This window comes from Maribacter polysaccharolyticus (genome assembly GCF_028882255.1).
In the GTDB taxonomy this organism is placed as follows: Bacteria; Bacteroidota; Bacteroidia; order Flavobacteriales; family Flavobacteriaceae; genus Maribacter_A; species Maribacter_A polysaccharolyticus.
Window position 1 is genome coordinate 498,994 of sequence record NZ_JARBUY010000002.1, and the last position, 21,496, is coordinate 520,489.

The window sequence follows — 21,496 nt, forward strand, 5'->3', positions numbered from 1 at the left end:
ATAAACTTGAAGATTTATTTCGGTCTTTGGTTATTGTAGAAGTGTTCTCTGGCTTTTCAACCTTGTTATTGGTCGAAAACATTCTAAAGATTTAGGGCGAAATTTCAACTTTATTGTGTTAACATAAACTTAAAGATATTTTATGATGATGTTAATATTTGAAGTATGAAATTATTTAATCAACAAAACATTTCTAACATGAACCAAAAATTTAATTATGTGTTGCTGTTTGTTGCCTTGCTCTTTATTCAAGGGGCCATGGCTCAAACAATTTCAGGTACGGTTACTGATAATTATGGTACGCCGGTTCCCAGTGTCAATGTCATTGAAAAAGGGACGACCAATGGTAGTACAACCGATTTTGATGGTAATTATTCCATTACCGTTTCCAGTACTTCGGGAACTTTGATCTTTTCTTCCTTGGGTTTTGTGGCCCAGGAAATTCCGGTAGGGGGTAAGTCCTCCATTAACGTCGTACTTCAAGAGGATGTAGAGCAGCTCGGGGAAGTTGTTGTAACGGCTTTGGGTATTAAAAGGGAAAAAAAGGCCTTGGGTTATTCGGTACAGGAGGTCTCAGGAGAGGATATCTCTGCTGGCGCTGACGGTAATGTGACAACGGCTTTGCAAGGTAAAGTCGCTGGTGTCAATATAACCACTACAGGGGGTATCGGAGGTAATTCGAGGATAGAGTTAAGGGGTAATAGCTCCTTGGCAGATAACAATGACGTGTTATGGGTTGTTGATGGAATTCCTTTCTCATCAGGTGATACCAGTGATGGTGGCATTTGGGGAGGTACTTCAAACGGTGGTGGCCTTTTGGACATCAATCCAGAGGATATCGCGTCCATGTCCGTACTAAAAGGAGGTAGTGCCGCAGCCCTATATGGGTCACGTGGTGCAAATGGTGTTGTTGTCATAACAACAAAAACAGGTAGTAAGGCACAAGGGCTGGGCATTTCCTATTCAGGTAGTGTTTTCGCATCAACCTCTGCTTATTTCTTGGATTTGCAAGAAGAATTCGGTCAAGGATCCGAAGGGGTATATGATGAATTCGGAACTTCCAGTTGGGGTCCAGAATTCGATGGTGTTGAAAGAGTGGCCTGGACCGGTGAACTATTGCCTTATGCTGCTGAAAAAAACCGACTTACAAATTTCACAAAAACAGGGGTAACCAGTAGACATTCCGTTTCCTTGACCAATGGAGGGGAAAAAGGGTCTTATCGAGCCACTATTTCCAAAGATTATACAGAAGGGGTTTATGAAAACCATGAGATCAAGAAAACGAATTTCGATTTAAAGGCCACGTACGAAATCAATCCTTGGCTTAATGTCGATGCCAAAGTTTCATATATAAAGACAAAAGGACAACAACGACCCGAAATAGGTTATTATAGTCTTGTTTCTTATTTTAATGCAATGCCCATGAACATCAGGCTTGAGGATTTGAGCCCAGGTTACGAGATTATTGGGGGAGAACATGTTGAGACCTTGTATACCACGGCAAACGCGAATTATCGAAATCCTTATTTCTTACAGGAACAAATCGTGAATAATGATGAGCGTAATCGGTTCTTTGGTAATCTTACCACTAATATTTCCTTTAGTGAGAACCTGAAATTACGATTGCGATACGGACTCGACAATTATAGGTATGAAACTGAAAGTGGTTATCGTTATGCGGATAACGTAAATGATCAGAAACCTAGTTATAGTACTGCAGAGAAGTTCTACTCAGAAGAGAATATGGAAATGTTGTTGACCTACAACAAGGATCTGAATGAAGATTTTAATTTAGGGGTCAGTGCAGGGGCCAATAAGATGTACCGTAATACGGATAAATTATCGGCTAGTTCAGGAAAGTTGATTTCTGAGGAGACTTACTTCTTATCAGGAGCGGAGGATTCTTCAACCATAAGTGCTTCTGAGGAATTTACGGAAAGGGAAATACAATCGGTTTATGGTTTTGTCGATTTGTCGTATAAGGATTATTTGTTCTTGAATGCAACAGCTAGAAATGACTGGTCTTCAACCTTGCCGGAAAACAACAACTCTTACTTTTACCCATCGGTAAACCTTAGTGGCTTGGTTTCTGAAATGTTCATGATGCCCGATTGGATCCAGTATTTCAAGTTGAGGGGTTCTTGGGCCCAGGTGGGTAAGGATACCGATCCCTATAACACCACCCAGGTTTATACCTTAGGTTCTGGAAGGTTTAATTTAACCACTTCCAGCGAGCCAGATCTGTTGGTGAACAGTGATCTGAAACCGGAAATTTCCACATCTTCGGAAATCGGTGCAGAGCTTCGGTTGTTCAAAGGGATTTTAGGATTCGATTTTACATACTATTCAGAAGACACGAAAAACCAAATCGTAATTGTCGATCTTGATCAAAGTACGGGATATACCGGTAAATATGATAACCTGGGTCTAGTGGTGAACCGGGGGATTGAACTTATGACCACGATCACCCCTATTAGAAGGGATGACTTCAGGTTTGATATTACCTTGAATTATGCCAAGAACAAGGGGGAAGTAAAAGAATTGGTTACCGCTGAAGATGATGATGAGTTTTATACGTTTATTACGGATAATGGAGGCGTTCAGGTAAGGGGTACCGAAGGGGAACTGATGGGTGACATTTATGGGTATGCCTATGAGCGGAGTGACGATGGTCAGATCATCATCGATGATGATGGTTTACCGGTACGGGCAGCCGAAAGACAGGTGCTTGGTAATATACAACCCGACTTTACAGGGTCTATAGGCCTTAATGTCAATTACAAAAACTTTACCGTAAATGCCTTGTTGGGTATGCAAGAAGGTGGTGATATTTACTCATTGACGGAAGCGAGTGCTGCAAGTTCAGGAAATGCCTTAAGGACGGCAGCGAACGGTAGGGTCGATTTTATCGCTGATGGTGTTCTGGCAGATGGATCTGCGTCTTCACAGTCGGTTTCCGCCCAAGAATACTGGAGTCGTGTGTCGGGTATAACCGAAGAATTCATTTACGATGCTTCCTATATGAAATTAAGGGAGATTTCCATTGGATACAATGTACCCCTTTCCATTTTCGGGGATAAAGTGTCTAGCGTTATTAAGGAGGCAAGAATTTCCTTGATAGGTCGTGATCTGTTCTATCTGTATAAGAATACGCCAGGTACGGTTCCCGATGCCAGTGCATTCAGTACTTCATATGGTGCAAGGGCTTTTGACTTTTCTCCAGTACCGGTAACAAGATCGGTAGGATGTTCAGTAAACTTTAAATTTTAATAGTTAAAGACATGAAAAAAAGAGTAATATATTTAGGAATGGTACTATTGACCTTTGCGGTTGGTTGTACCGAGGATTTTGAAGAGATGAATACGCCGAGTAATGTAATTACCAAGGTTGAGCCATCTTATGTGATCAATCGAATGTTTCAGAATCCGCTTACGAATTATCAAAGGAACATTAATCTGTACCCTGATTTTTATGCCCAATATTGGTCGAATATCGTATCGAGTTTTGAATCCCCAAGATATGAGTATGTAGATGGGTGGATCGGAAACCAATGGAATGAGTTTTATACCGGTCCATTGGCGGATTACAATGCGCAACTCGGTTTTTATGGTGATGATCCCACCTATACCAATGTACTGGCCCAAATGGAAATTTGGATGTGTGCTGAATGGCAAAGAATGACCGATACCTATGGAGATATTCCTTATTTTGGTGCAGGTACCGGGGAGTCCGTTCCTTACAATACCCAGGAAGAAATTTACAATGACCTGATCAGTAGGTTGACGGAAGCAGTGAATGCGATTGATACCGATGATGCTACCCAATATGCCTTTCCGACCAATTATGACCTTCTTTATTATGGGGATTTGGATAAATGGAAGCGCTTTGGGAATTCATTGCGATTGAGATTGGCGATGAGAATGTCAAATGTGGATCCCGATGCGGCTCAGGAAGCAGCTGCAGCTGCCGTAGCTGACGGAGTAATGGAGAGTAATGCCGATGGGGCCCATATTCCGTTGTGGAGTTCAGGTTGGTATGATTATCATCATCAAATGGCTTGGAATTGGGACAATACGAGGGCTTCAAGAACCTTTACCGATTATTTATATGGCCAATCCAGTGTAGGCGAAGATCCCAGGGCTTGGAAATGGTTTACTTATAAGGATGATTCCTATAGCCTGGATGACGAGAGTGTTATTACGGGTATTGAAAACGGTTATAATACCTTGCCCGCAGATGCAAGGGCCTATGCCACCATTAATTTGGATGGAGGTTATGTTGGTTTTGTCGGTGATGGGGCAGATATTCTAATGTACATGCCTTATATGTTTTATTCTGAAACCGTGTTTTTAAAGGCGGAAGCGGCCCTAAGGGGGTGGATAGCCGGTGATGCGAATGGCTTGTATATCGAAGGTGTCCAGGCCTCAATGGATTATGTAGGTGTAGAGGCTACAGCGGCCAGTGATTATATCAACGGATTGTCAGGCTTGACGGGATCCAATGAGGAACAACTAAAACAGTTGATCACGCAAAAGTATATTGCCAACTTCCCTAATGGATCCGAATCATGGGCAGATTTTAGAAGAACGGATTATCCCGATATTTCTTTGCCGTTAGATGGTGTAAGTGGTAGTGCCAGTGTTGCTGCCGATACGTGGGTGAAACGAATCAGGTATCCGGATAACCAACACAATCTGAACAGTGCTAGTATGCCTACATCACAAAATACCATTGATACGGATCGAATGGATATAAGACTTTGGTGGGATACGGCCGACACAAAAGATAAATCCAGCGGCTTGATGAATAGTAACTTTTAACCATTCATAAAGTTAAGGATCGCTTATAGCGGATAAACCACAAGTTGTTGTATCCACTATGATAAGCTTGGAGTAATGTAGTTGGAGTTAGTGTAAAGGAGGGCGAAAGCCCTCCTTTTTTTTGTCTACCATGGGATGTTCGGGTGTGGTGGATACACATCGAACGGGCAAGGTCCAGGATCTCGCAAGAACGCGATACACATATCGAATAGGCTTCTTAGAGGTTTGGTACGGTGCTTCTTGTCGGGAGGTCAGGACACTTTTTTTTCAGGACATCCTGTAAAAACTGCTTGTCAAGGTTTAGGCCGGCCTTTAGCTTCTTGAGTTGGGAATTCCCATCCTCCGGATTCTTGAGCCTATACAGTTCCAATACCCCAACCATTGTAAACGTCTCCCTCTGTTTAAAGGCAACGACAAGCTCTGATTCCGAATACTTGGATCCTTTCGTAATCATATGATCCATTTAAAGTAAAACATTTATTCGATCGGAATTCCCTACTTTTAAACTGTCCGGTGTAAAGGGAGGGGGGCAAAAGTAGTTGCCTTTTTTATTAATTAAATTTCTATGGAGATTATATACTCGATTAAATGAATTTATATACCATCAAACTAATAATAATTCTTGTACTATTTCCATGCATTCAATCTTGTGTAAAATCCAATGAACGCATTACGGAGTCGTTCAATCAAAATTGGAAATTTCAGAAAGGGGAAATAGGTTCTGAAAAAACAATGGATTTTGAGGATACTTCATGGCGTATTCTTGATTTACCCCATGATTGGGCAATTGAAGGTCCATTTAGCGAAGCACATAATACCAGAACAGGGGGACTTCCTATTTACGGTACGGCATGGTATCGTAAAAATTTCATAGTAGATAAAAAACATGAAGGTAAAACGGTTGCCATTGATTTTGATGGGATAATGAACTACGCTGAAATATATATAAATGGAGAAAAAGCAGGTGCCCGTCCTTATGGTTATATCGGTTTTGAAGTTGATTTAACTCCCTATATAAGATTTGGTGAAGAAAATATAATTGCGGTGCGTGTCGATCCCAAAGAGTTATCCGCAAGATGGTACCCTGGTGCAGGTATATACAGGAATGTATATTTAACTATTAAAAATCCCGTTTCCATAGCATATAACGGCACGTATATAACTACACCGAAAATTTCGGATAAAGAAGCTGAAGTTGTTATCAAAACAATTTTGGAAAACAAGACTGATATAACGGGTGAATATACATTAAGCACAACCATTAAAAGCAGTAAGGGTGAAACTGTTGCTACCAGCACGAACACACTTGATTTATCCGGTACTTCCGTGGAATTGGAAGACAAACTAGTGGTGCAAAACCCCATACTTTGGCAGTTGGATGATCCACACTTGTATACCGCAATATCCGTGCTGCTAAAAAAGGGTACGCCCATAGACAATTACAACACTACCTTCGGTATAAGGGCTATAAAATATTCACAGGAAAAAGGTTTTGAGTTGAACGGAGAACAGGTGAAATTCAAAGGTGTTTGCCTTCATCACGATTTAGGCCCCTTGGGATCGGCAGTCAATTATAGGGCAACAGAGCGTCAGTTGGAAATCATGAAGGGTATGGGGGTCAATGCGATACGTACAAGTCATAACCCTCCATCACCTGAACAATTAATATTATGTGATAAAATGGGGATACTCGTTCAGGTGGAAGCTTTTGATGAATGGAAAAAAGCAAAAGTGGAAAACGGATACCACAAGGTATGGGATGAATGGCACGAAACTGATTTGCGGGATATGATAAAACGCGATCGCAACCACCCCTCGGTGGTCATGTGGAGTATTGGTAATGAGGTGAGAGAGCAGGGGAGTAAAGAGGGAGGTCAACTTGCCCAACAGCTAACCGACATATGTCATGATGAAGACCCTACACGTCCTGTGTCTGCAGGGTTCAATCAATACCCGGCATGTATAAATAACGGTCTAGCCGATGCCATAGACCTTGTAGGGTTTAATTATAAGCCAACGTTATACGATACTATCCTAAAAAACAATCCCAATTATATTGTATATGGAGCTGAAACGGCATCAACGGTAAGCTCAAGAGGAGTTTATCATTTACCACTTCAAAATTATGATAGACACGAATCTTTACAAGTAACGGGTTATGATATCATAAGTCCATTTTGGGCGTATCCTCCAGATTTTGAAACCTATGCACAAGAAACAATGCCACATTCTTTAGGCGAATTTGTATGGACTGGGTTTGACTATTTAGGCGAACCGACACCCTATAATGGTAGAGACTTGGATACCCACGGAAAATGGGGTGGCGATTGGCCATCGCGTAGTTCGTACTTTGGTATCGTGGATTTATGTGGTTTTCCAAAAGACAGGTATTATTACTATCAAAGTAGATGGACGGATAAACCTATGGTACACATCTTACCACATTGGAATTGGGAAAATACACCGCATAAGGAAATACCGGTTTATTGTTATACCAATTGTGATGAAGCGGAATTATTTCTTAATGGAAAATCTTTAGGCAAGAAAGTAATGGGGGTGGATAAAACAACCATTCCTGCGGAATTTAACTGGTGGAGAAAACCTGAAAAGACTTGGGATTCTCCGTATAGATTACATTGGAATGTAGCCTTTGAGCCAGGCGAATTAAAAATAGTAGCTTATAAAGATGGAAAACAAGTAGCTGAAAAGACAATTGTTACTGCATCACAAGCAGCGAAAATAAAATTAACGGCAGATAGAACGGAAATCGATGCAGATGGTAACGACCTTTCCTTTATAACCGTAAGAATTGAAGATAAAGATGGGAATTTCTGCCCATTAGCAGCTGATCTTATAAACTTTGAAGTTTCTGGCCCAGGAACCATTGCGGCTGTAGGAAATGGCAATGCTGCGACAACCGAGTCATTTCAAGTCAATTATAGAAAAGCATTTAATGGCTTATGTATGGTGATCATTAAAAGCAAGAGAAATACGACAGGGGAAATTAAAATTACGGCTTCTTCGGAAAATCTAAAAAGCGCTACGATAATGATTAATTCAAAATAATGACAATATGAAATAAATTGGTTTGTCAATGCTGCTTTTTTGGATGTTTTTCCAGCATTTTGTACCATAAAGGAAGCGGATATTCCTAAAAATATTGGAGGGGTATCTGTCTATCTAACACTTCATGGCAATGCGAGTTTTATATCAGGTCATTATTCATAAAAAAGATAGGGCAGAACCGTTTCGTCATCCGAATTATGCGCATGTTTTTTTTAATCGGGATTTATCCAATGTCTTTGATGCATGTCAACAGTAAGGCCTATAAATTTGTTGCAGCTATTCGAGGAGTTTAAACATTAAATGGATAAATCATTTGAAAAATAGACTTTTTGACATATTACCCCCGTATTTGGTTGAAACGTACCCTGTATCGATCTCTTGTTTTGAATATTTTTGGTTTGTAGGTAGTGCTGGAAACTAAACGGTCTGATGACAGCTGTCTTTGCTGCTTTCAAATGAAGAACGCACATCTAAATTTACCGGCAACAAAGGTTAAATGGAATTTAATTATTGTGATGTTAAAAAAACTATATATAGTAATTGCCATTTTAGTAAGTGCCAGCAGTGCCTATGCTCAAACCAAACCAAATATTATTTGGCTAATGGCTGAAGATATAAGTCTGGATCTGGAATGTTATGGCACAAAAGCCGTTAAAACCCCTCATCTGAATAAAATGGCGGCTAATGGGGTCAGGTTTGATAATTGTTTTGTCACAAACCCTATCTGTTCCCCCAGTAGATCTGCGATGATGGTAGGTACGCATCAGTTAAAAATAAATGCAGATAATCATAGAAGCAATAGGGATGTGCCATTAAATGAAAAGTACAAACCTTTTACCTATTGGCTTCGCCGATCTGGTTACACTTGCATTCTAGGTCACCACGGTGTTATGGGGAAGGGAAGAAAAACCGATGTGAATTTTAAATCTGAAAAGATCGGTAAATGGGACGGAAAAGAAAATTTTGGCTTATTTGATAAAGTAGATCACTTTGAAAAAGAAGATCAGCCCTTTTTTATGCAAATTCAATTGGACGCAACCCATAGGGGAGATTGGTGGAATGCCGTTAGGGCAGCATCAAAACATCCCGTGAATCCAGATGAGGTAGAATTGCCGGAATATATAGCAGATCATCCGGTAACACGGTTGGATTGGGCTAAGTATTTAGATCAGGTGGAGTATATTGATGATGAAGTTGGAATGATTTTTCAAGAATTGGAAGATAAAGGAATGGCTGATAATACCATCGTTATCTTTATTGGGGACAATGGTCGTTGCAATATTCGAGGCAAAGGGTATTTACATGATTCAGGGTTGCATATTCCATTGATTATTTATAATCCTAAGAATTCAGAAGTAAATAAGGTTAGGAAAGATGTTGTTGGCGCTACGGATATTACAGCAACTATTTTGGATTTTGCAGGTGTGGAAATCCCTGAATACATGACGGGTAAGCCTATTTTTGATGAGGATTTCTCTAGGGAATTCGTTTACGCCTCACGTAGTTTATGGGATGAAGTTGAGGAGAAATCAAGAGCAATTACTTCAGGCACATGGAAATATATTAGAAATGATAAGCCAGAAATACCTTTTGATGCACATCAAGCTTATTTGGAATTCTATCGCCCGGCAGTACATATCATGCGAACCCTAAAAAATGAAAATAAGCTTTCGGAAAATCAAGGATTCTTTTTTGAAAATTCAAAGCCTAAAGAAGAATTGTATGATTTGAAAGCCGATCCAATGGAGCTGAATAATCTTGCCGATAACTTGAAATATAGCAAGGTTTTGGAAAGAATGAAAAAAAACACCCAAGATTTTGATGCCCAAATGAAGCCAAAAGACAGTATTTATTTTCCGACACATGCAATAAGTGTGGAGGTGTTGAAATGGGTAAAAAAAGAAAGACCGGTGTTGTATCAAAAAATGCTACTGGGTGAGGAGATAGGTTTTAGTGGATTGAATAAAGAATTTAAGATTTATAAATCCCAAAAAAAGTAATGGAACCTAGGGGAATGACATATGGTTTATTGGTTGTGATGGCGCTAATGTTTTTAGGATGTGAATCCCAAGAAGAAGTTTTGAGCACCCCTAATGTAATTTATATTAATGTCGATGATTTAGGTTGGAAAGATGTTGGTTTCATGGGGAGTGATTTTTATGAAACCCCAAACATCGATCAATTGGCTGCAAACGGAATGACATTTACCCAGGGCTATGCTGCAGCTGCAAATTGTGCCCCAAGTAGGGCTTGTTTGATGAGCGGGCAAAATACACCAAGACATGGGGTATACACGGTTGGGTCATCAGAAAGGGGCGATGGAAAAACAAGAAAATTGATTCCCATAGAAAATACAGATCATTTGGCTGATAGTGTTTTTACCATGGCAGACCTGTTTAAAAAAGCAGGATATACAACAGGTACTTTCGGTAAATGGCATGTGACGAAGAATCCTTTGCAGAATGGATTTGATGTCAATATAGGAGGGGATGAAAGAGGTAATCCGGGTAAAGGTGGCTATACGGCCCCGTATAATGAATTACCTAATTTGAAGGTCGCCGCCGATGGTGAAAACCTTACGGATAGGCTTACCGATGAATGCATTGCATTTATTACGGACAATAAGTCAAAACCCTTCTTCGTATACCTTCCTTATTACGCAGTACACACGCCTTTGATGGGTAAAGAAAATTTGATTGCCAAATACAAGGAAAAGCAGGGTAAAAAAGAAAAACAAAATAGCGGTTATTATGATAAAGCTGTTTATGCGGCTATGATAGAAAATGTAGACACCAATATTGGGCGTTTATTAAAAACGCTAGATCGTTTACAACTAACAAAAAATACAATGATTGTATTCACTTCCGACAATGGAGGTATCCGCGCAATTTCCCGACAAGACCCCTTACGCGCGGGAAAAGGGTCGTATTATGAAGGGGGAACAAGAGTGCCCTACATCATAAAATGGACACATAAGATAAAAGCCGGAACCAAGAATACCACCCCAATAACGAACTTGGATTTTTTGCCGACCTTCGCGGAATTAGTGAACATAGATGTTTCATCCAAGGTTTTAGATGGGGTGAATATACTGCCATTGCTAAAGGGTGAACGTATTGCTGAGCGCAATTTGTATTGGCATTTCCCGGTTTACCTTCAAGCCTATAGCAAAGGTAAAGACGGCGGTAGGGACCCATTATTCAGAACGCGACCCGGTTCCACGATTTTAGCGGATAACTGGAAATTACATCATTATTTTGAGGACAATAGTCTTGAACTTTACAATTTAAGCACTGATTTGGGAGAGCAGGATAATCTGATAACAACACATCCAAAAAAAGCGAAGGAACTTTTCCGAATGCTGGATATTTGGAGAACTAAAATGAATGCACCCATACCAAACCGAATAAATCCCAATTATGATTCAGAATTTGAATTCAGGGAAATTGAAAATTAGTATGATAAAAAAATTTATACTGAATAAAAAGTACGGTCTTTTACTCCTATTGGCCATAGGTATACTCGGTGCATGTAAAGATGGGGCTAAAGAAAAGAAAATGGTCAGTGCCGTTGGGAAAAAGGCAATACAGAAAGAAAAACCAAACATTGTTTTTATATATGCCGATGATTTAGGGTATGGGGATTTAGGTGCTTATGGAGCTACGGGACTAAAAACGCCTAACTTGGATGAATTGGCAAATGGCGGTATGCTATTTACCAATGGTTACGCTTCTTCAGCAACGTGTACGCCTAGTAGATATGCATTACTTACCGGGATGTATCCTTGGCGAAAGAAGGCATCCATACTATCAGGGTCGGCCCCTTTGATTATAGATACTGCTCAAATTACCATTCCTAAGTTGCTACGAAATCAAGGATATGCAACGGGTATTGTTGGTAAATGGCATTTAGGCTTAGGAAACGGGAATGTGAATTGGAATCAGAGGGTGTCGCCAGGACCAAATGAAGTAGGTTTTGACTACAGTTATATTATGGCTGCAACACAAGATAGGGTTCCAACAGTTTATATACAAGATGGTAATGTTGTTGGTCTAGACCCTAATGATCCCATTGAAATCAGCTATCAAAAGAATTTTGAAGGAGAACCGACAGCTATAGATAACCCAGAGCTTGTAAAATTGAAATGGCACCACGGCCATAACAATAGTATTGTGAATGGTATTCCTCGTATTGGATTTATGAAGGGTGGCGAAAGTGCGAAGTGGAAAGATGTGGATATGGCAGATACGTTTTTAAAAGAAGCGCAAGACTATGTGGTAAAACATAAAGAATCCCCGTTTTTCTTATACTATGCATTACAACAACCGCATGTTCCAAGAACGCCGCACCCTCGCTTTGTAGGTGCTTCAGGAATGGGACCCAGAGGTGATGTTATTGTCGAAGCGGATTATGTTGTTGGAGAGTTTATAAAAACTTTGGAAACTGAGGGACTGCTGGAAAACACCTTAATCATTTTTTCAAGTGATAATGGACCTGTGTTGAATGATGGCTATTATGATAATGCCGTTGAAAAACTAGGAAACCATAAGCCTGCAGGGGTTTTAAAAGGTGGTAAGTATAGCTTGTTTGAAGCGGGGACTAGAGTGCCTTTCATAGCTTATTGGAAAGGTAAGATCCAACCGGGAAAATCAGATGCCATGGTTTGTCAAATGGATCTCTTACCATCCCTTGCCAACTTATTGGGGACAGAAGTTGATGGTATGGACGGGGAACAATTAATGGATACATTTTTAGGTAAAAATCCAGAAGGAAGAAAAGATTTGATTATTGAAGCAACTGGTAGAACAGCACTTAGAAGTGGTGATTGGGTAATGATTCCGCCGTACGATGCTCCAAAGTACAATAAAAAAGTAAACATTGAAATTGGTAATGATAAAGCGTATCAGTTGTATAATTTGAAAAATGACTTAGGTCAGAAAAATAATTTGGCCAAAGTAAAGCCGAAAAAACTGAAAGAAATGATGTTAAAATTCGCTGAGCTAAGAGGGGAAGGCTATCAAAACATTAAGCAAATGGAATTAAAATAATCCATTGTTTATTTTAAGATCAAAGGAACGCTGAACATTTCCATGGCCAAATATGATTTGGCCAGTTAAAAAAATAAAGAAAGACCTACAAGAACGGGTATTGTTGAAAAGGAGCTGGCACTTGTAAAAGCAAAATGGCCTTCGGAGCTGGGCCTTGTATGTGGATTAAACCGGAATTAAAGTAAATCATGAAAAAAACAATCTCAATTGTTGCCGTATTATTTTTGTTTTTATCCTGTAAGGAAGCTGAAAAAAAAGAAGTGGTTTCAAGAAAACCCAATGTCCTTTTTATTTTAGTGGATGATTTAGGCTATGCGGATTTAAGCGTAATGGGAAGTGCATACTACGAAACCCCCAATATTGATGAAATAGCAAAATCCGGTGCGGTTTTCACAAATGGGTATGCTGCATGTACCGTTTGTAGTCCGTCTAGAGCAAGTTTAATGACGGGGCAAAATCCGGCAAGACACGGTATTACTCAATTTGAGGGGGCCAGAAATAGTGGGCAAGCATGGAAAGAACGTAAACGATATACCAAGCTACTACCCCCGGAATATAAGCATCATTTAGACTCTGGTCTTATAACAATGCCAGAAGCTTTTAAAGGACAAGGGTATGCTACTTTTTTTGCGGGCAAATGGCATTTGGGTGGCAAAGAGCAGAAATCACTACCCACAGACCATGGTTTTGATGTCAATATTGGGGGGAATGAGGCAGGAGGGCCAAAAGGGGGGTATTTCTCTCCATTTGAGAATCCGGATCTGCCAAATTTACCGGAGGAGAAAGGATTGAATTTATCGATGAAATTGGCTAAGAAGACTAGTGAATTTATAGAAACCAACAAAGATTCCCCTTTTTTTGCGTACCTCTCTTTTTACGCAGTTCATGGAGGCATACAAACAACGAAAGCGAAGTGGGCCAAATACAGGGACAAGGCAGAAAAAATGGGAATTCATGAAAACGGATTTGAAATGGAGCGTGTTTTGCCTGCTAGAAAGTACCAAGACAATCCTGTTTATGCCGGTTTAATTGAGCATGTAGACGAAGCCATTGGTACTGTAATGAAAACATTGAAAGATTTAGGCCTGGAAGAAAATACGATTATTGTTTTTACCTCAGATAATGGAGGGGTTACTTCTGGAGACAATTTTTCTACCAATCAACTTACCTTAAGAGGGGGGAAAGGATATCAATGGGAAGGAGGAATTAGAATACCATATTTTATCCATGTTCCATGGATGCGGCAAAATGGGGCACGTATCGATGTTCCGGTTTCTGGAACGGATTTATATCCTACATTAATGGATTTGGCAGGTTTGCCACTTCAACCGGAAGCACATAGGGATGGCGTTAGTTTAAAGCCGCTTTTACATGGCGGAAATATTGATGAAAGACCCTTGTATTGGCATTATCCGCATTATGGAAACCAAGGTGGGGAACCAAGTTCGACCATTAGAAAAGGAAAATGGAAGTTGATTTACTACTGGGAAGATTTGCATGCCGAATTGTATGATTTGGAAACTGATATAGGGGAACGGGACGATGTTGCAAATGATAAACCTGAAATTGCCGGACAAATGCAAATGCAATTGCTGGAATGGTTGGATTCCATGAACACACATTATGCACAAGTAGATCCTGAATGGGATGAAGAGGCCCGTAAAGAATGGTTGGAAAATCAGAAAACGAAATCCCTGCCTTGGCAAGAAAAACAGCGTAAACAAATGCTGGATCCAGATTGGCAGCCAAACGAAGATTGGTGGGGAAGTGAATTGGATAAGTGATCTTAAGCGTACTGTTTTATACCATCAATGAATATGAAAAAAAACCATCTTATTTTACTGCTGACCTTAACAATGGGGTTGTCAAGTTTTTCCCAGAAAAAAATATGGAACGAAACTGAAAAGGAAAAAACGGAGCGTATGGCTTGGTGGCAAGAAGCTAGGTTTGGCATGTTTATTCATTGGGGTTTGTACGCACAAGCCGCACGCCATGAGTGGGTAAAAAAGCGTGAACATATTTCAGATACAGACTATCAAAAATATTTTGATGTATTTAATCCAGACCTTTTTGATCCTAGGGAATGGGCAAAAAAGGCAAAAGCAGCTGGCATGAAATATGCGGTACTTACTACAAAACATCATGAAGGGTTTAGCATGTTCAAAACCGATTATTCAGATTATAATAGTACAAATACTCCTTATGGTAAAGACATTCTTAAAGAATGGGTAGAGGCTTTTCGTGCCGAAGGTTTAGGCATTGGTTTTTACTATTCATTAATTGATTGGCATCACCCGGATTTCACTATTGACAGCAGACATTCCATAAAAGTGGATAATAAAGAGGAATATGATGGGTTGAACAAAGGTCGCGATATGGCGGTCTACCGAAAATATCTCAAAAACCAAGTTCGTGAATTACTTTCCAATTATGGAAAAGTGGATTTATTATGGTTGGATTTTTCATACCCAGGGGAGTTTGGAAAAGGTAGAGACGATTGGGGCTCTGTTGAATTGATCAAGATGGTTCGTAAACTTCAACCAAAAATCTTGGTTAATGACCGATTGGATTTAAAAGAATATGCCGGTGGATGGGATTTTACGACCCCAGAGCAGTTTAAAGTAGAAAAATGGCCAGAAGTAGATGGGAAAAGAGTTCCTTGGGAAACCTGTCAAACTTTTTCCGGTTCATGGGGCTATTATCGTGATGAACACACCTGGAAAGACAATAAGCAATTATTGACTTTATTAATAGAATCGGTAAGTAAAGGAGGTAATTTGTTATTGAACGTAGGTCCAACTGCTAGAGGGACATTTGACTATCGTGCTGATCAGGCCTTGGAAGGTATGGGTGATTGGATGAGGTATAATTCCAGATCCATCTATGGTTGTACACAAGCTCCCGAAGAGTTTGTCGTACCTGCCAATTCATTATTGACCTATAATCCGAAAACAAATCGTCTATATGTGCATCTGCTCGACTATCCCATACAGAACTTTATAATGAAGGGTATACGGGATAAAATCAAGTATGCTCAATTTTTGCATGATGCATCCGAAATTAAAATGGGTAAGATGTATGGTGCTTGGGGTAAAGAAAAAATGAAAGAGGGTGATGTAAACTTGGTATTGCCTGTAAATAAACCCAATGTGGAGATTTCTGTCATCGAAATATTCTTAAAGGATTGACTTAAGGGAGGATGGACTTCGGGAAATGAAAATAAAAAACCGCACTTTACGAGTGCGGTTTCTTGCTTGATGTGACCTCGACAGGTGTGCCCGCCGTAGCCTTGGCAAAGGCAGGATTTGCTGGCGCACATCCTGACAAAGCTCCGCTTTGAAAATAGTCCAAACAAAAAAAACGCTCAAGTAAACTTGGCGTTTTTTTCTTATTGAACTATTTATTCGTGACCTCGACAGGATTCAAACCTGTAACCTTCTGAGCCGTAATCAGATGCGCTATTCAGTTGCGCCACGAGGCCGTTTATAGGGGTGCAAATATATTTCTTTTTACCTTTACAACAAAATATGTATAATCTATTTCTATGAATTTAAAATCCTTTATCAGGGATATTCCTGATTTTCCAACCAAAGGTGTCGTGTTTCGGGATATTACACCCCTGCTCAAAGACCATAATGCCATAAGATACACAGAAGAAGCTTTGTTAGATCTCGTCGGTACCCTAAAAATCGATAAAGTCGTGGGAATGGAAAGTAGGGGATTCTTTTTTGCCCCGATGTTGGCCGCTAAACTCAACGCGGGCTTTGTACCCGTTCGTAAGCCTGGAAAACTGCCTTTTACCACCATACGGCAAGACTATGACCTCGAATACGGTACAGATGCGTTGGAGATGCATGCCGATGCCCTTAAAAAAGGGGATAGGGTCTTGATCCATGATGACGTTTTGGCAACCGGGGGCACCGCAAAGGCTACCTGTGACTTGGTCGCGAAAATGGGTGGGGAAATCATTCAATGTAATTTTTTGTTGGAGCTCGATGGACTAAAGGGAAAGGAAAAGCTCAAGGACTTCGAAGTGAACTCCCTCTTGCACTATTGATCCAATGCCCTAGTGGTTATATAATAGCGCCAGCCAATAAGGGCCAATTGCAGTTTTGTGGCCTTGGATAGGTCCAATCCTTTTTTTGAATATGAAGGCAGGATTATTTTGTTGAGCTTGGCCAGTATTTTGTACATTGATGTATGTATATGTGGTCGTTCGATACGTCAAAAGTAAAAAAAACCTTGACGCAACCGTCAAGGTTTTTTTATCGGCTACTGATTTTTACTGGTAATCTCAATAACTCCGTTTTCACCTTTTTTTCCGTATTTCTTTTGGGCCGCCTCACCTTTCAACACATTGATCGAGGCAATTTTTGCGGGGTTCATGGCGCGCATTTCTTTTTCATCGGATTCCCTTCCGTCGATGAAGACCAGAGGGGGTTCGTTCACGCTATGTATTGCGATTTTCTCTTTGTTTTTGGTTGCATCGGATGCATTTTCATCCGAAATATTTATCTTGATGGTGCTTTCGGAGTCATTACCACCTGACTTTCGTATGGTACTATGTTCTTCCTGTATCCCTTCCTTTTCCTTTAGGGCATCAAATTCTTCACGGCTTATTTTCTTACCGTTGACCTTTATGGTTTCTTTGCCGTTTTCATTGGCTATTTCAATGGTTTTATGTTCCTTTTTGTCTCCTTCGGATGAAATCCATATTGCATCATCGTCATCTTCGTCTAGTTCAGGGGATATATCTTTTACGGTTTGATAATAAAGATCTTTGTTGTTGCCAATTGAAAATGAATTTGTGTCTTCATTGTAAACAATATGTATGGGCTCTATTCCCTCATTGTCACTCGAAAAATTGGAGGAACTGTTTATTTTTTTACCCTCCTTGTTGGTGGTTGTGAAGTTAACCGTAATATCGGTTATTTCATTTTTGGAATTGTGTGCTAGGGAATAGGAAAAATCAACCCCCTTTTTTAAAAGGTCTTTTTTTATTTTCCTAAGCTCCTGGTCCGTGGTGTTCTTGTTTATGGTAATTTCGATCAGTTGGTAAGGGGTCTTGGTTGAGGAGTGGTCCGAACCATCCATCTTCAATATATACACTGTTTCTGTATTGAAACTGACCAAAAAGATGGCCAGAAGCGGAAGGATCAGCATTGTTTTTAGGATTTTGCTGTTTTTCGATTTCGATTTGTTTAACATGACGATTCGTTTTTTGATTAATGAATTATAAAAATTATTGATGAGTGGGGTAGGCAGGGCATTCCCCGAAACTTTCAACAGGGTGTACTGGTAGCTTTTTACGGAAGCCATTTTATGGATGGCATGGGCATCGGCCATAAATTCCAGATTTTGTTTTATTTTGATTTGATAGTACCAACTAAAAGGGTTGATCCATAAGAAGATCGAAACGATCCTGGAGAGTAAAATATCGAAAGAGTGCCATTGTGAGCTATGGGCTTCTTCATGCCTTAGTATGGTGGATAACTCCACTTGCGTAAAGTGCTTCGGATTATAGAAAATATAGTTGAAAAACGAAAAGGGAGCTGTACCCGTACGGAGTATTACATGAAAGTACCTGCCTTTTCGTATGACCTTGTTGGTTTTTATCAATTTGACGATCGCTAAAAGCTGGAGGGCCAATTTGATCAGTAGGAACAATACGCCTGCGCTGTAAATTATAAATGATATCGTGATATAATCGATGTGGAAAATATACTCCGGGGCTTCCTTAGGTAGGTCTATTGAACCTGTTTGTGATAAGGGGGCTGTTGTGGTTTCAATATAATGGGTAAACCCCATGGAAGGCAAAATCAGGGATGCGAGGAGTCCAATTAGAAGGAAGTGACGGTTGACGGTATAAAAGGTTTCCTGTTTTAAGAACAGTTGGTAGACCGTAAGGAATAAAAAAAGTAGTCCGGAGGCCTTTAAGACGTATAGTAATAGGGGTTCCATCAGTTCTTCTTTTCAATTAGGGCTATGATTTCTTTAAGTTCTTCGACCGATATCTTGTCTTCCTTGGCAAAAAAGGAAACCATACTTTTATAGGAATTGTCGAAATATTCGGCTAGTTTGGAGTTTACGAATTGCTTGCGGTAGGCTTCAAGGGATACTAAAGGGTAGTACCTATGGGTCTTTCCAAAGGCCTCATAGCCTACGTATTTTTTTTCCACGAGATTGCGTACCATCGTTGATAAGGTATTATAGTGGGGCTTAGGGCCTTCGATTTGGGTCATTATCTCTTTTACGAACGCTTTTTCCAGGCGCCAAAGAATGATCATGACTTCTTCTTCCTTGTTCGTCAATTTTTGCATTTGTCTTCTTGTTTTTTCAAAAATAAGGGCCTTGGATCAAATATACAACTATATTAATAGTTATTTAACTATAAAAATAGTTTTAGATTGTCTTGGCCATGCTTGAGGTCAATGTTCAAACAAAATTCTTAGGCTATATTTGTCAAAACCTTCTTTTATGCAAAACTTTTTTTTTATTGTTCTTGGTCTCGTGATATTGATCGCTGGCGGAAATTGGCTTTTAAGGTCCGCAGTTGCCCTTTCCTTACGGTTGAGCATCCCGAAAATCGTTATCGGAATGACCGTCGTTTCTTTTGCGACATCGGCACCTGAGCTTATCGTAAGCATAAAAGCTGCAGTTGAAGGTTACCCCGATTTGGCACTGGGTAACGTCGTGGGGTCCAATATTGCCAATTTAGGGTTGGTATTGGGGATCATACTTTTAATGGGAAGTATAGATGTGAAAAGAAGTTTTTATACTACCGATTGGCCCATGATGATGTTGGCTTCCCTGCTTTTTTTCGGTTTTATTTTCTTTGATGGGGTCTTGGTAAGGGTTGAAGGAATTATTTTGGTGGTAGGCCTGTTTTTGTTTTTGGTCTATCTCCTCAAATATCAAAAAACGGCTGTGGTCGATGAGGCCTATGAAGATGATGTGCCCTTGCCATTGTACAAGGCGGTGTTGTTTTTGGGTATTGGGGGCCTTGCTTTATGGGGGGGCTCTGAATTATTGGTAACGGGGTCTGTAGGGCTTGCCAAAAATTATGGGGTAAGTGAACGGATCATTGGGATAACCATAGTGTCGATAGGGACCAGTATTCCTGAATTGGCAGCTTCCGTTGTCGCTATAGTAAAGAAGGAAAAGGCCATTTCTTTGGGGAATCTCGTCGGGTCCAATATTTTCAATATTATGGCCGTATTGGGTATTACCTCGCTCATTACCCCGGTAACGGTAATGGATCAAGGACTGTTGGGGAATGATATCTTTTGGATGCTGGGAATGGCCTTTTTGATTTTGCCTTTGGTGTTCTTTCCGAAAGGACTTCGGTTAGGCTGGAGGGACGGACTTGTCTTACTTTTTACCTATGGACTTTTTATTTATTTTACGATACGATAAATAAAAAGCCCTGACTGGTTCAGTCAGGGCCTGTAGGGATAAAAACAATTAACTAAATTCTTTTTCTTTATTAGATCTTTGCAGATTTAACGGTTTTGATGATTCTACCCGCAATTTTGTAAGGATCACCATTGGAAGCAGGTCGTCTGTCTTCCAACCAACCTTTGTATCCTTTTTCCACGGTAATCAATGGAATACGGATAGATGCCCCTCTATCGGAAACTCCCCAAGAGAAATCAGTAATAGCAGCGGTCTCATGCAAACCGGTCAAACGTTGGTCATTGAATTCTCCGTAAACGGCAATGTGTTCATCAACAACATCACGGAAAGCTTCACATATTGCAGCGTAAACTTCTTTGGAACCACAAGTTCTTAAAGTATTATTGGAGAAATTGGCATGCATACCTGAACCGTTCCAGTCCATATCCCTTCCAAGAGGTTTTGGGTGGTATTCGATATAGTAACCGTATTTTTCAGTCAATCGGTCCAATAAATATCTGGCGATCCATAATTCATCACCAGCTTTTTTGGCTCCTTTGGCAAATAATTGGAATTCCCACTGTCCGCAGGCCACTTCTTGGTTAATACCTTCAAAATTCAAACCGGCTTCTATACAAAGATCGGCATGCTCTTCAACCAACTGTCTTCCGTGGGTATTCAATCCGCCAACAGAGCAGTAATATAATCCTTGTGGAGCAGGATATCCTCCTCTTGGGAAACCTAAAGGTAAGTCGGTTTCCGTATCCATTATAAAATATTCTTGTTCAAAACCAAACCAGAAATCATCATCTTCATCATCGATGGTTGCCCTTCCATTGGATGTATGGGGTGTGCCATCCGCATTGTAGACTTCAGTCATGACCAACCATCCGTTGACGCGTTCAGGGTCTGGGTAGATCGCTACTGGAACCAATAAACAGTCAGAAGCATCGCCCGTAGCTTGCTTCGTGGAAGATCCGTCGAAGGACCAATTCCCTAATTCTTCTAAAGTCCCTTTAAAATCTTCATGTTCCTCGACTTTGGTTTTGCTTCTCATATTTTGGGTAGGGAAATAACCATCTAACCAAATGTATTCTAATTTAATCTTTGCCATAATGCTGGATGTTAATTTAAATTTTAAGACAAGCAAAAATATGTTTTTCTGTG

The 21,496-nt window shown here is 40.2% G+C and carries 15 protein-coding genes and 1 tRNA gene; 10 read left to right on the forward strand and 6 right to left on the reverse strand.

What is annotated here, in order from left to right; genetic code table 11:
- The first annotated feature begins 198 nt into the window (after nt 1–198).
- A complete protein-coding gene (locus tag PHU20_RS08060; RefSeq protein WP_274824842.1) occupies nt 199–3,270 on the forward strand; it encodes a SusC/RagA family TonB-linked outer membrane protein in 3,072 nt (1,023 codons plus the stop codon).
- 11 nt (nt 3,271–3,281) lie between these two features.
- Nucleotides 3,282–4,820, forward strand: a complete 1,539-nt coding sequence (locus PHU20_RS08065) for a SusD/RagB family nutrient-binding outer membrane lipoprotein (RefSeq protein WP_274824843.1) — start codon at nt 3,282–3,284, stop codon at nt 4,818–4,820.
- A gap of 217 nt (nt 4,821–5,037) precedes the next feature.
- On the opposite strand, the gene PHU20_RS20145 is transcribed toward PHU20_RS08065, so the two are convergent.
- Complete coding sequence (locus tag PHU20_RS20145) at nt 5,038–5,274, reverse strand: hypothetical protein (protein ID WP_420828669.1); 237 nt, start codon at nt 5,272–5,274, stop codon at nt 5,038–5,040.
- Nucleotides 5,275–5,408: 134 nt separating this feature from the next.
- Here PHU20_RS20145 and galB point away from each other — a divergent pair, with 134 nt between their 5' ends.
- The 6 genes from galB (at nt 5,409) to PHU20_RS08100 (ending at nt 16,122) form a co-directional block, all read left to right on the forward strand.
- Complete coding sequence (gene galB / locus PHU20_RS08075) at nt 5,409–7,886, forward strand: beta-galactosidase GalB (protein ID WP_274824844.1); 2,478 nt, start codon at nt 5,409–5,411, stop codon at nt 7,884–7,886.
- 455 nt (nt 7,887–8,341) lie between these two features.
- Nucleotides 8,342–9,886, forward strand: coding sequence for a sulfatase family protein (locus PHU20_RS08080; protein WP_274824845.1), 1,545 nt, complete (start codon nt 8,342–8,344; stop codon nt 9,884–9,886).
- Between the two features lie 14 nt (nt 9,887–9,900).
- On the forward strand, nt 9,901–11,343 hold the full coding sequence (locus PHU20_RS08085; protein WP_274824846.1) for a sulfatase: 1,443 nt from the start codon (nt 9,901–9,903) through the stop codon (nt 11,341–11,343).
- Nucleotides 11,306–12,934, forward strand: a complete 1,629-nt coding sequence (locus PHU20_RS08090) for a sulfatase family protein (protein ID WP_420828670.1) — start codon at nt 11,306–11,308, stop codon at nt 12,932–12,934. The genes PHU20_RS08085 and PHU20_RS08090 overlap by 38 nt, the downstream gene beginning before the upstream one ends.
- Before the next feature lie 188 nt (nt 12,935–13,122).
- Nucleotides 13,123–14,718, forward strand: a complete 1,596-nt coding sequence (locus tag PHU20_RS08095) for a sulfatase (protein WP_274824847.1) — start codon at nt 13,123–13,125, stop codon at nt 14,716–14,718.
- A gap of 33 nt (nt 14,719–14,751) precedes the next feature.
- Complete coding sequence (locus PHU20_RS08100; protein ID WP_274824848.1) at nt 14,752–16,122, forward strand: alpha-L-fucosidase; 1,371 nt, start codon at nt 14,752–14,754, stop codon at nt 16,120–16,122.
- A 219-nt stretch (nt 16,123–16,341) separates the two neighbouring features.
- Here the strand turns inward: PHU20_RS08100 and PHU20_RS08105 are convergent.
- A tRNA-Arg gene (locus tag PHU20_RS08105) sits at nt 16,342–16,415 on the reverse strand.
- A 63-nt stretch (nt 16,416–16,478) separates the two neighbouring features.
- Between PHU20_RS08105 and PHU20_RS08110 the strand changes: the two genes are divergently transcribed.
- Nucleotides 16,479–16,991, forward strand: a complete 513-nt coding sequence (locus PHU20_RS08110; protein WP_274824849.1) for an adenine phosphoribosyltransferase — start codon at nt 16,479–16,481, stop codon at nt 16,989–16,991.
- Here the strand turns inward: PHU20_RS08110 and PHU20_RS08115 are convergent.
- From PHU20_RS08115 to PHU20_RS08125, 3 genes are all read right to left on the reverse strand, one after another.
- The gene (locus PHU20_RS08115) at nt 16,985–17,128 is read right to left on the reverse strand and encodes an SsrA-binding protein (protein WP_274824850.1); all 144 of its coding nucleotides are present in this window, start codon (nt 17,126–17,128) and stop codon (nt 16,985–16,987) included. The two genes, PHU20_RS08110 and PHU20_RS08115, sit on opposite strands and share 7 nt — an antisense overlap.
- A 78-nt stretch (nt 17,129–17,206) precedes the next feature.
- Nucleotides 17,207–18,895 carry a M56 family metallopeptidase gene (locus tag PHU20_RS08120; protein ID WP_274824851.1) on the reverse strand — a complete coding sequence of 563 codons (1,689 nt, stop codon included), beginning with the start codon at nt 18,893–18,895 and terminating at the stop codon, nt 17,207–17,209.
- On the reverse strand, nt 18,895–19,254 hold the full coding sequence (locus PHU20_RS08125) for a BlaI/MecI/CopY family transcriptional regulator (protein WP_274824852.1): 360 nt from the start codon (nt 19,252–19,254) through the stop codon (nt 18,895–18,897). Before PHU20_RS08125 ends, PHU20_RS08120 begins: the two co-directional genes overlap by 1 nt.
- 157 nt (nt 19,255–19,411) lie before the next feature.
- On the opposite strand from PHU20_RS08125, the gene PHU20_RS08130 reads away from it, so the two are divergent.
- A complete protein-coding gene (locus PHU20_RS08130) occupies nt 19,412–20,350 on the forward strand; it encodes a calcium/sodium antiporter (RefSeq protein WP_274824853.1) in 939 nt (312 codons plus the stop codon).
- A gap of 70 nt (nt 20,351–20,420) precedes the next feature.
- Here the strand turns inward: PHU20_RS08130 and PHU20_RS08135 are convergent, their stop codons facing one another.
- Nucleotides 20,421–21,443, reverse strand: coding sequence for a glutamine synthetase beta-grasp domain-containing protein (locus PHU20_RS08135; protein ID WP_274824854.1), 1,023 nt, complete (start codon nt 21,441–21,443; stop codon nt 20,421–20,423).
- Nucleotides 21,444–21,496: the final 53 nt, after the last annotated feature.

Coding starts and splice junctions, on each gene's coding strand:
- PHU20_RS08110 (WP_274824849.1), top strand. CDS start 16,479: ATGAATTTAAAATCCTTTATCAGGGATATTCCTGATTTTCCAACCAAA.
- PHU20_RS08060 (WP_274824842.1), top strand. CDS start 199: ATGAACCAAAAATTTAATTATGTGTTGCTGTTTGTTGCCTTGCTCTTT.
- PHU20_RS08080 (WP_274824845.1), top strand. CDS start 8,342: ATGAAGAACGCACATCTAAATTTACCGGCAACAAAGGTTAAATGGAAT.
- galB (WP_274824844.1), top strand. CDS start 5,409: ATGAATTTATATACCATCAAACTAATAATAATTCTTGTACTATTTCCA.
- PHU20_RS08100 (WP_274824848.1), top strand. CDS start 14,752: ATGAAAAAAAACCATCTTATTTTACTGCTGACCTTAACAATGGGGTTG.
- PHU20_RS08130 (WP_274824853.1), top strand. CDS start 19,412: ATGCAAAACTTTTTTTTTATTGTTCTTGGTCTCGTGATATTGATCGCT.
- PHU20_RS08125 (WP_274824852.1), bottom strand. CDS start 19,254: ATGCAAAAATTGACGAACAAGGAAGAAGAAGTCATGATCATTCTTTGG.
- PHU20_RS20145 (WP_420828669.1), bottom strand. CDS start 5,274: ATGATTACGAAAGGATCCAAGTATTCGGAATCAGAGCTTGTCGTTGCC.
- PHU20_RS08135 (WP_274824854.1), bottom strand. CDS start 21,443: ATGGCAAAGATTAAATTAGAATACATTTGGTTAGATGGTTATTTCCCT.
- PHU20_RS08095 (WP_274824847.1), top strand. CDS start 13,123: ATGAAAAAAACAATCTCAATTGTTGCCGTATTATTTTTGTTTTTATCC.
- PHU20_RS08115 (WP_274824850.1), bottom strand. CDS start 17,128: ATGTACAAAATACTGGCCAAGCTCAACAAAATAATCCTGCCTTCATAT.
- PHU20_RS08120 (WP_274824851.1), bottom strand. CDS start 18,895: ATGGAACCCCTATTACTATACGTCTTAAAGGCCTCCGGACTACTTTTT.
- PHU20_RS08090 (WP_420828670.1), top strand. CDS start 11,306: ATGATTCAGAATTTGAATTCAGGGAAATTGAAAATTAGTATGATAAAA.
- PHU20_RS08065 (WP_274824843.1), top strand. CDS start 3,282: ATGAAAAAAAGAGTAATATATTTAGGAATGGTACTATTGACCTTTGCG.
- PHU20_RS08085 (WP_274824846.1), top strand. CDS start 9,901: ATGACATATGGTTTATTGGTTGTGATGGCGCTAATGTTTTTAGGATGT.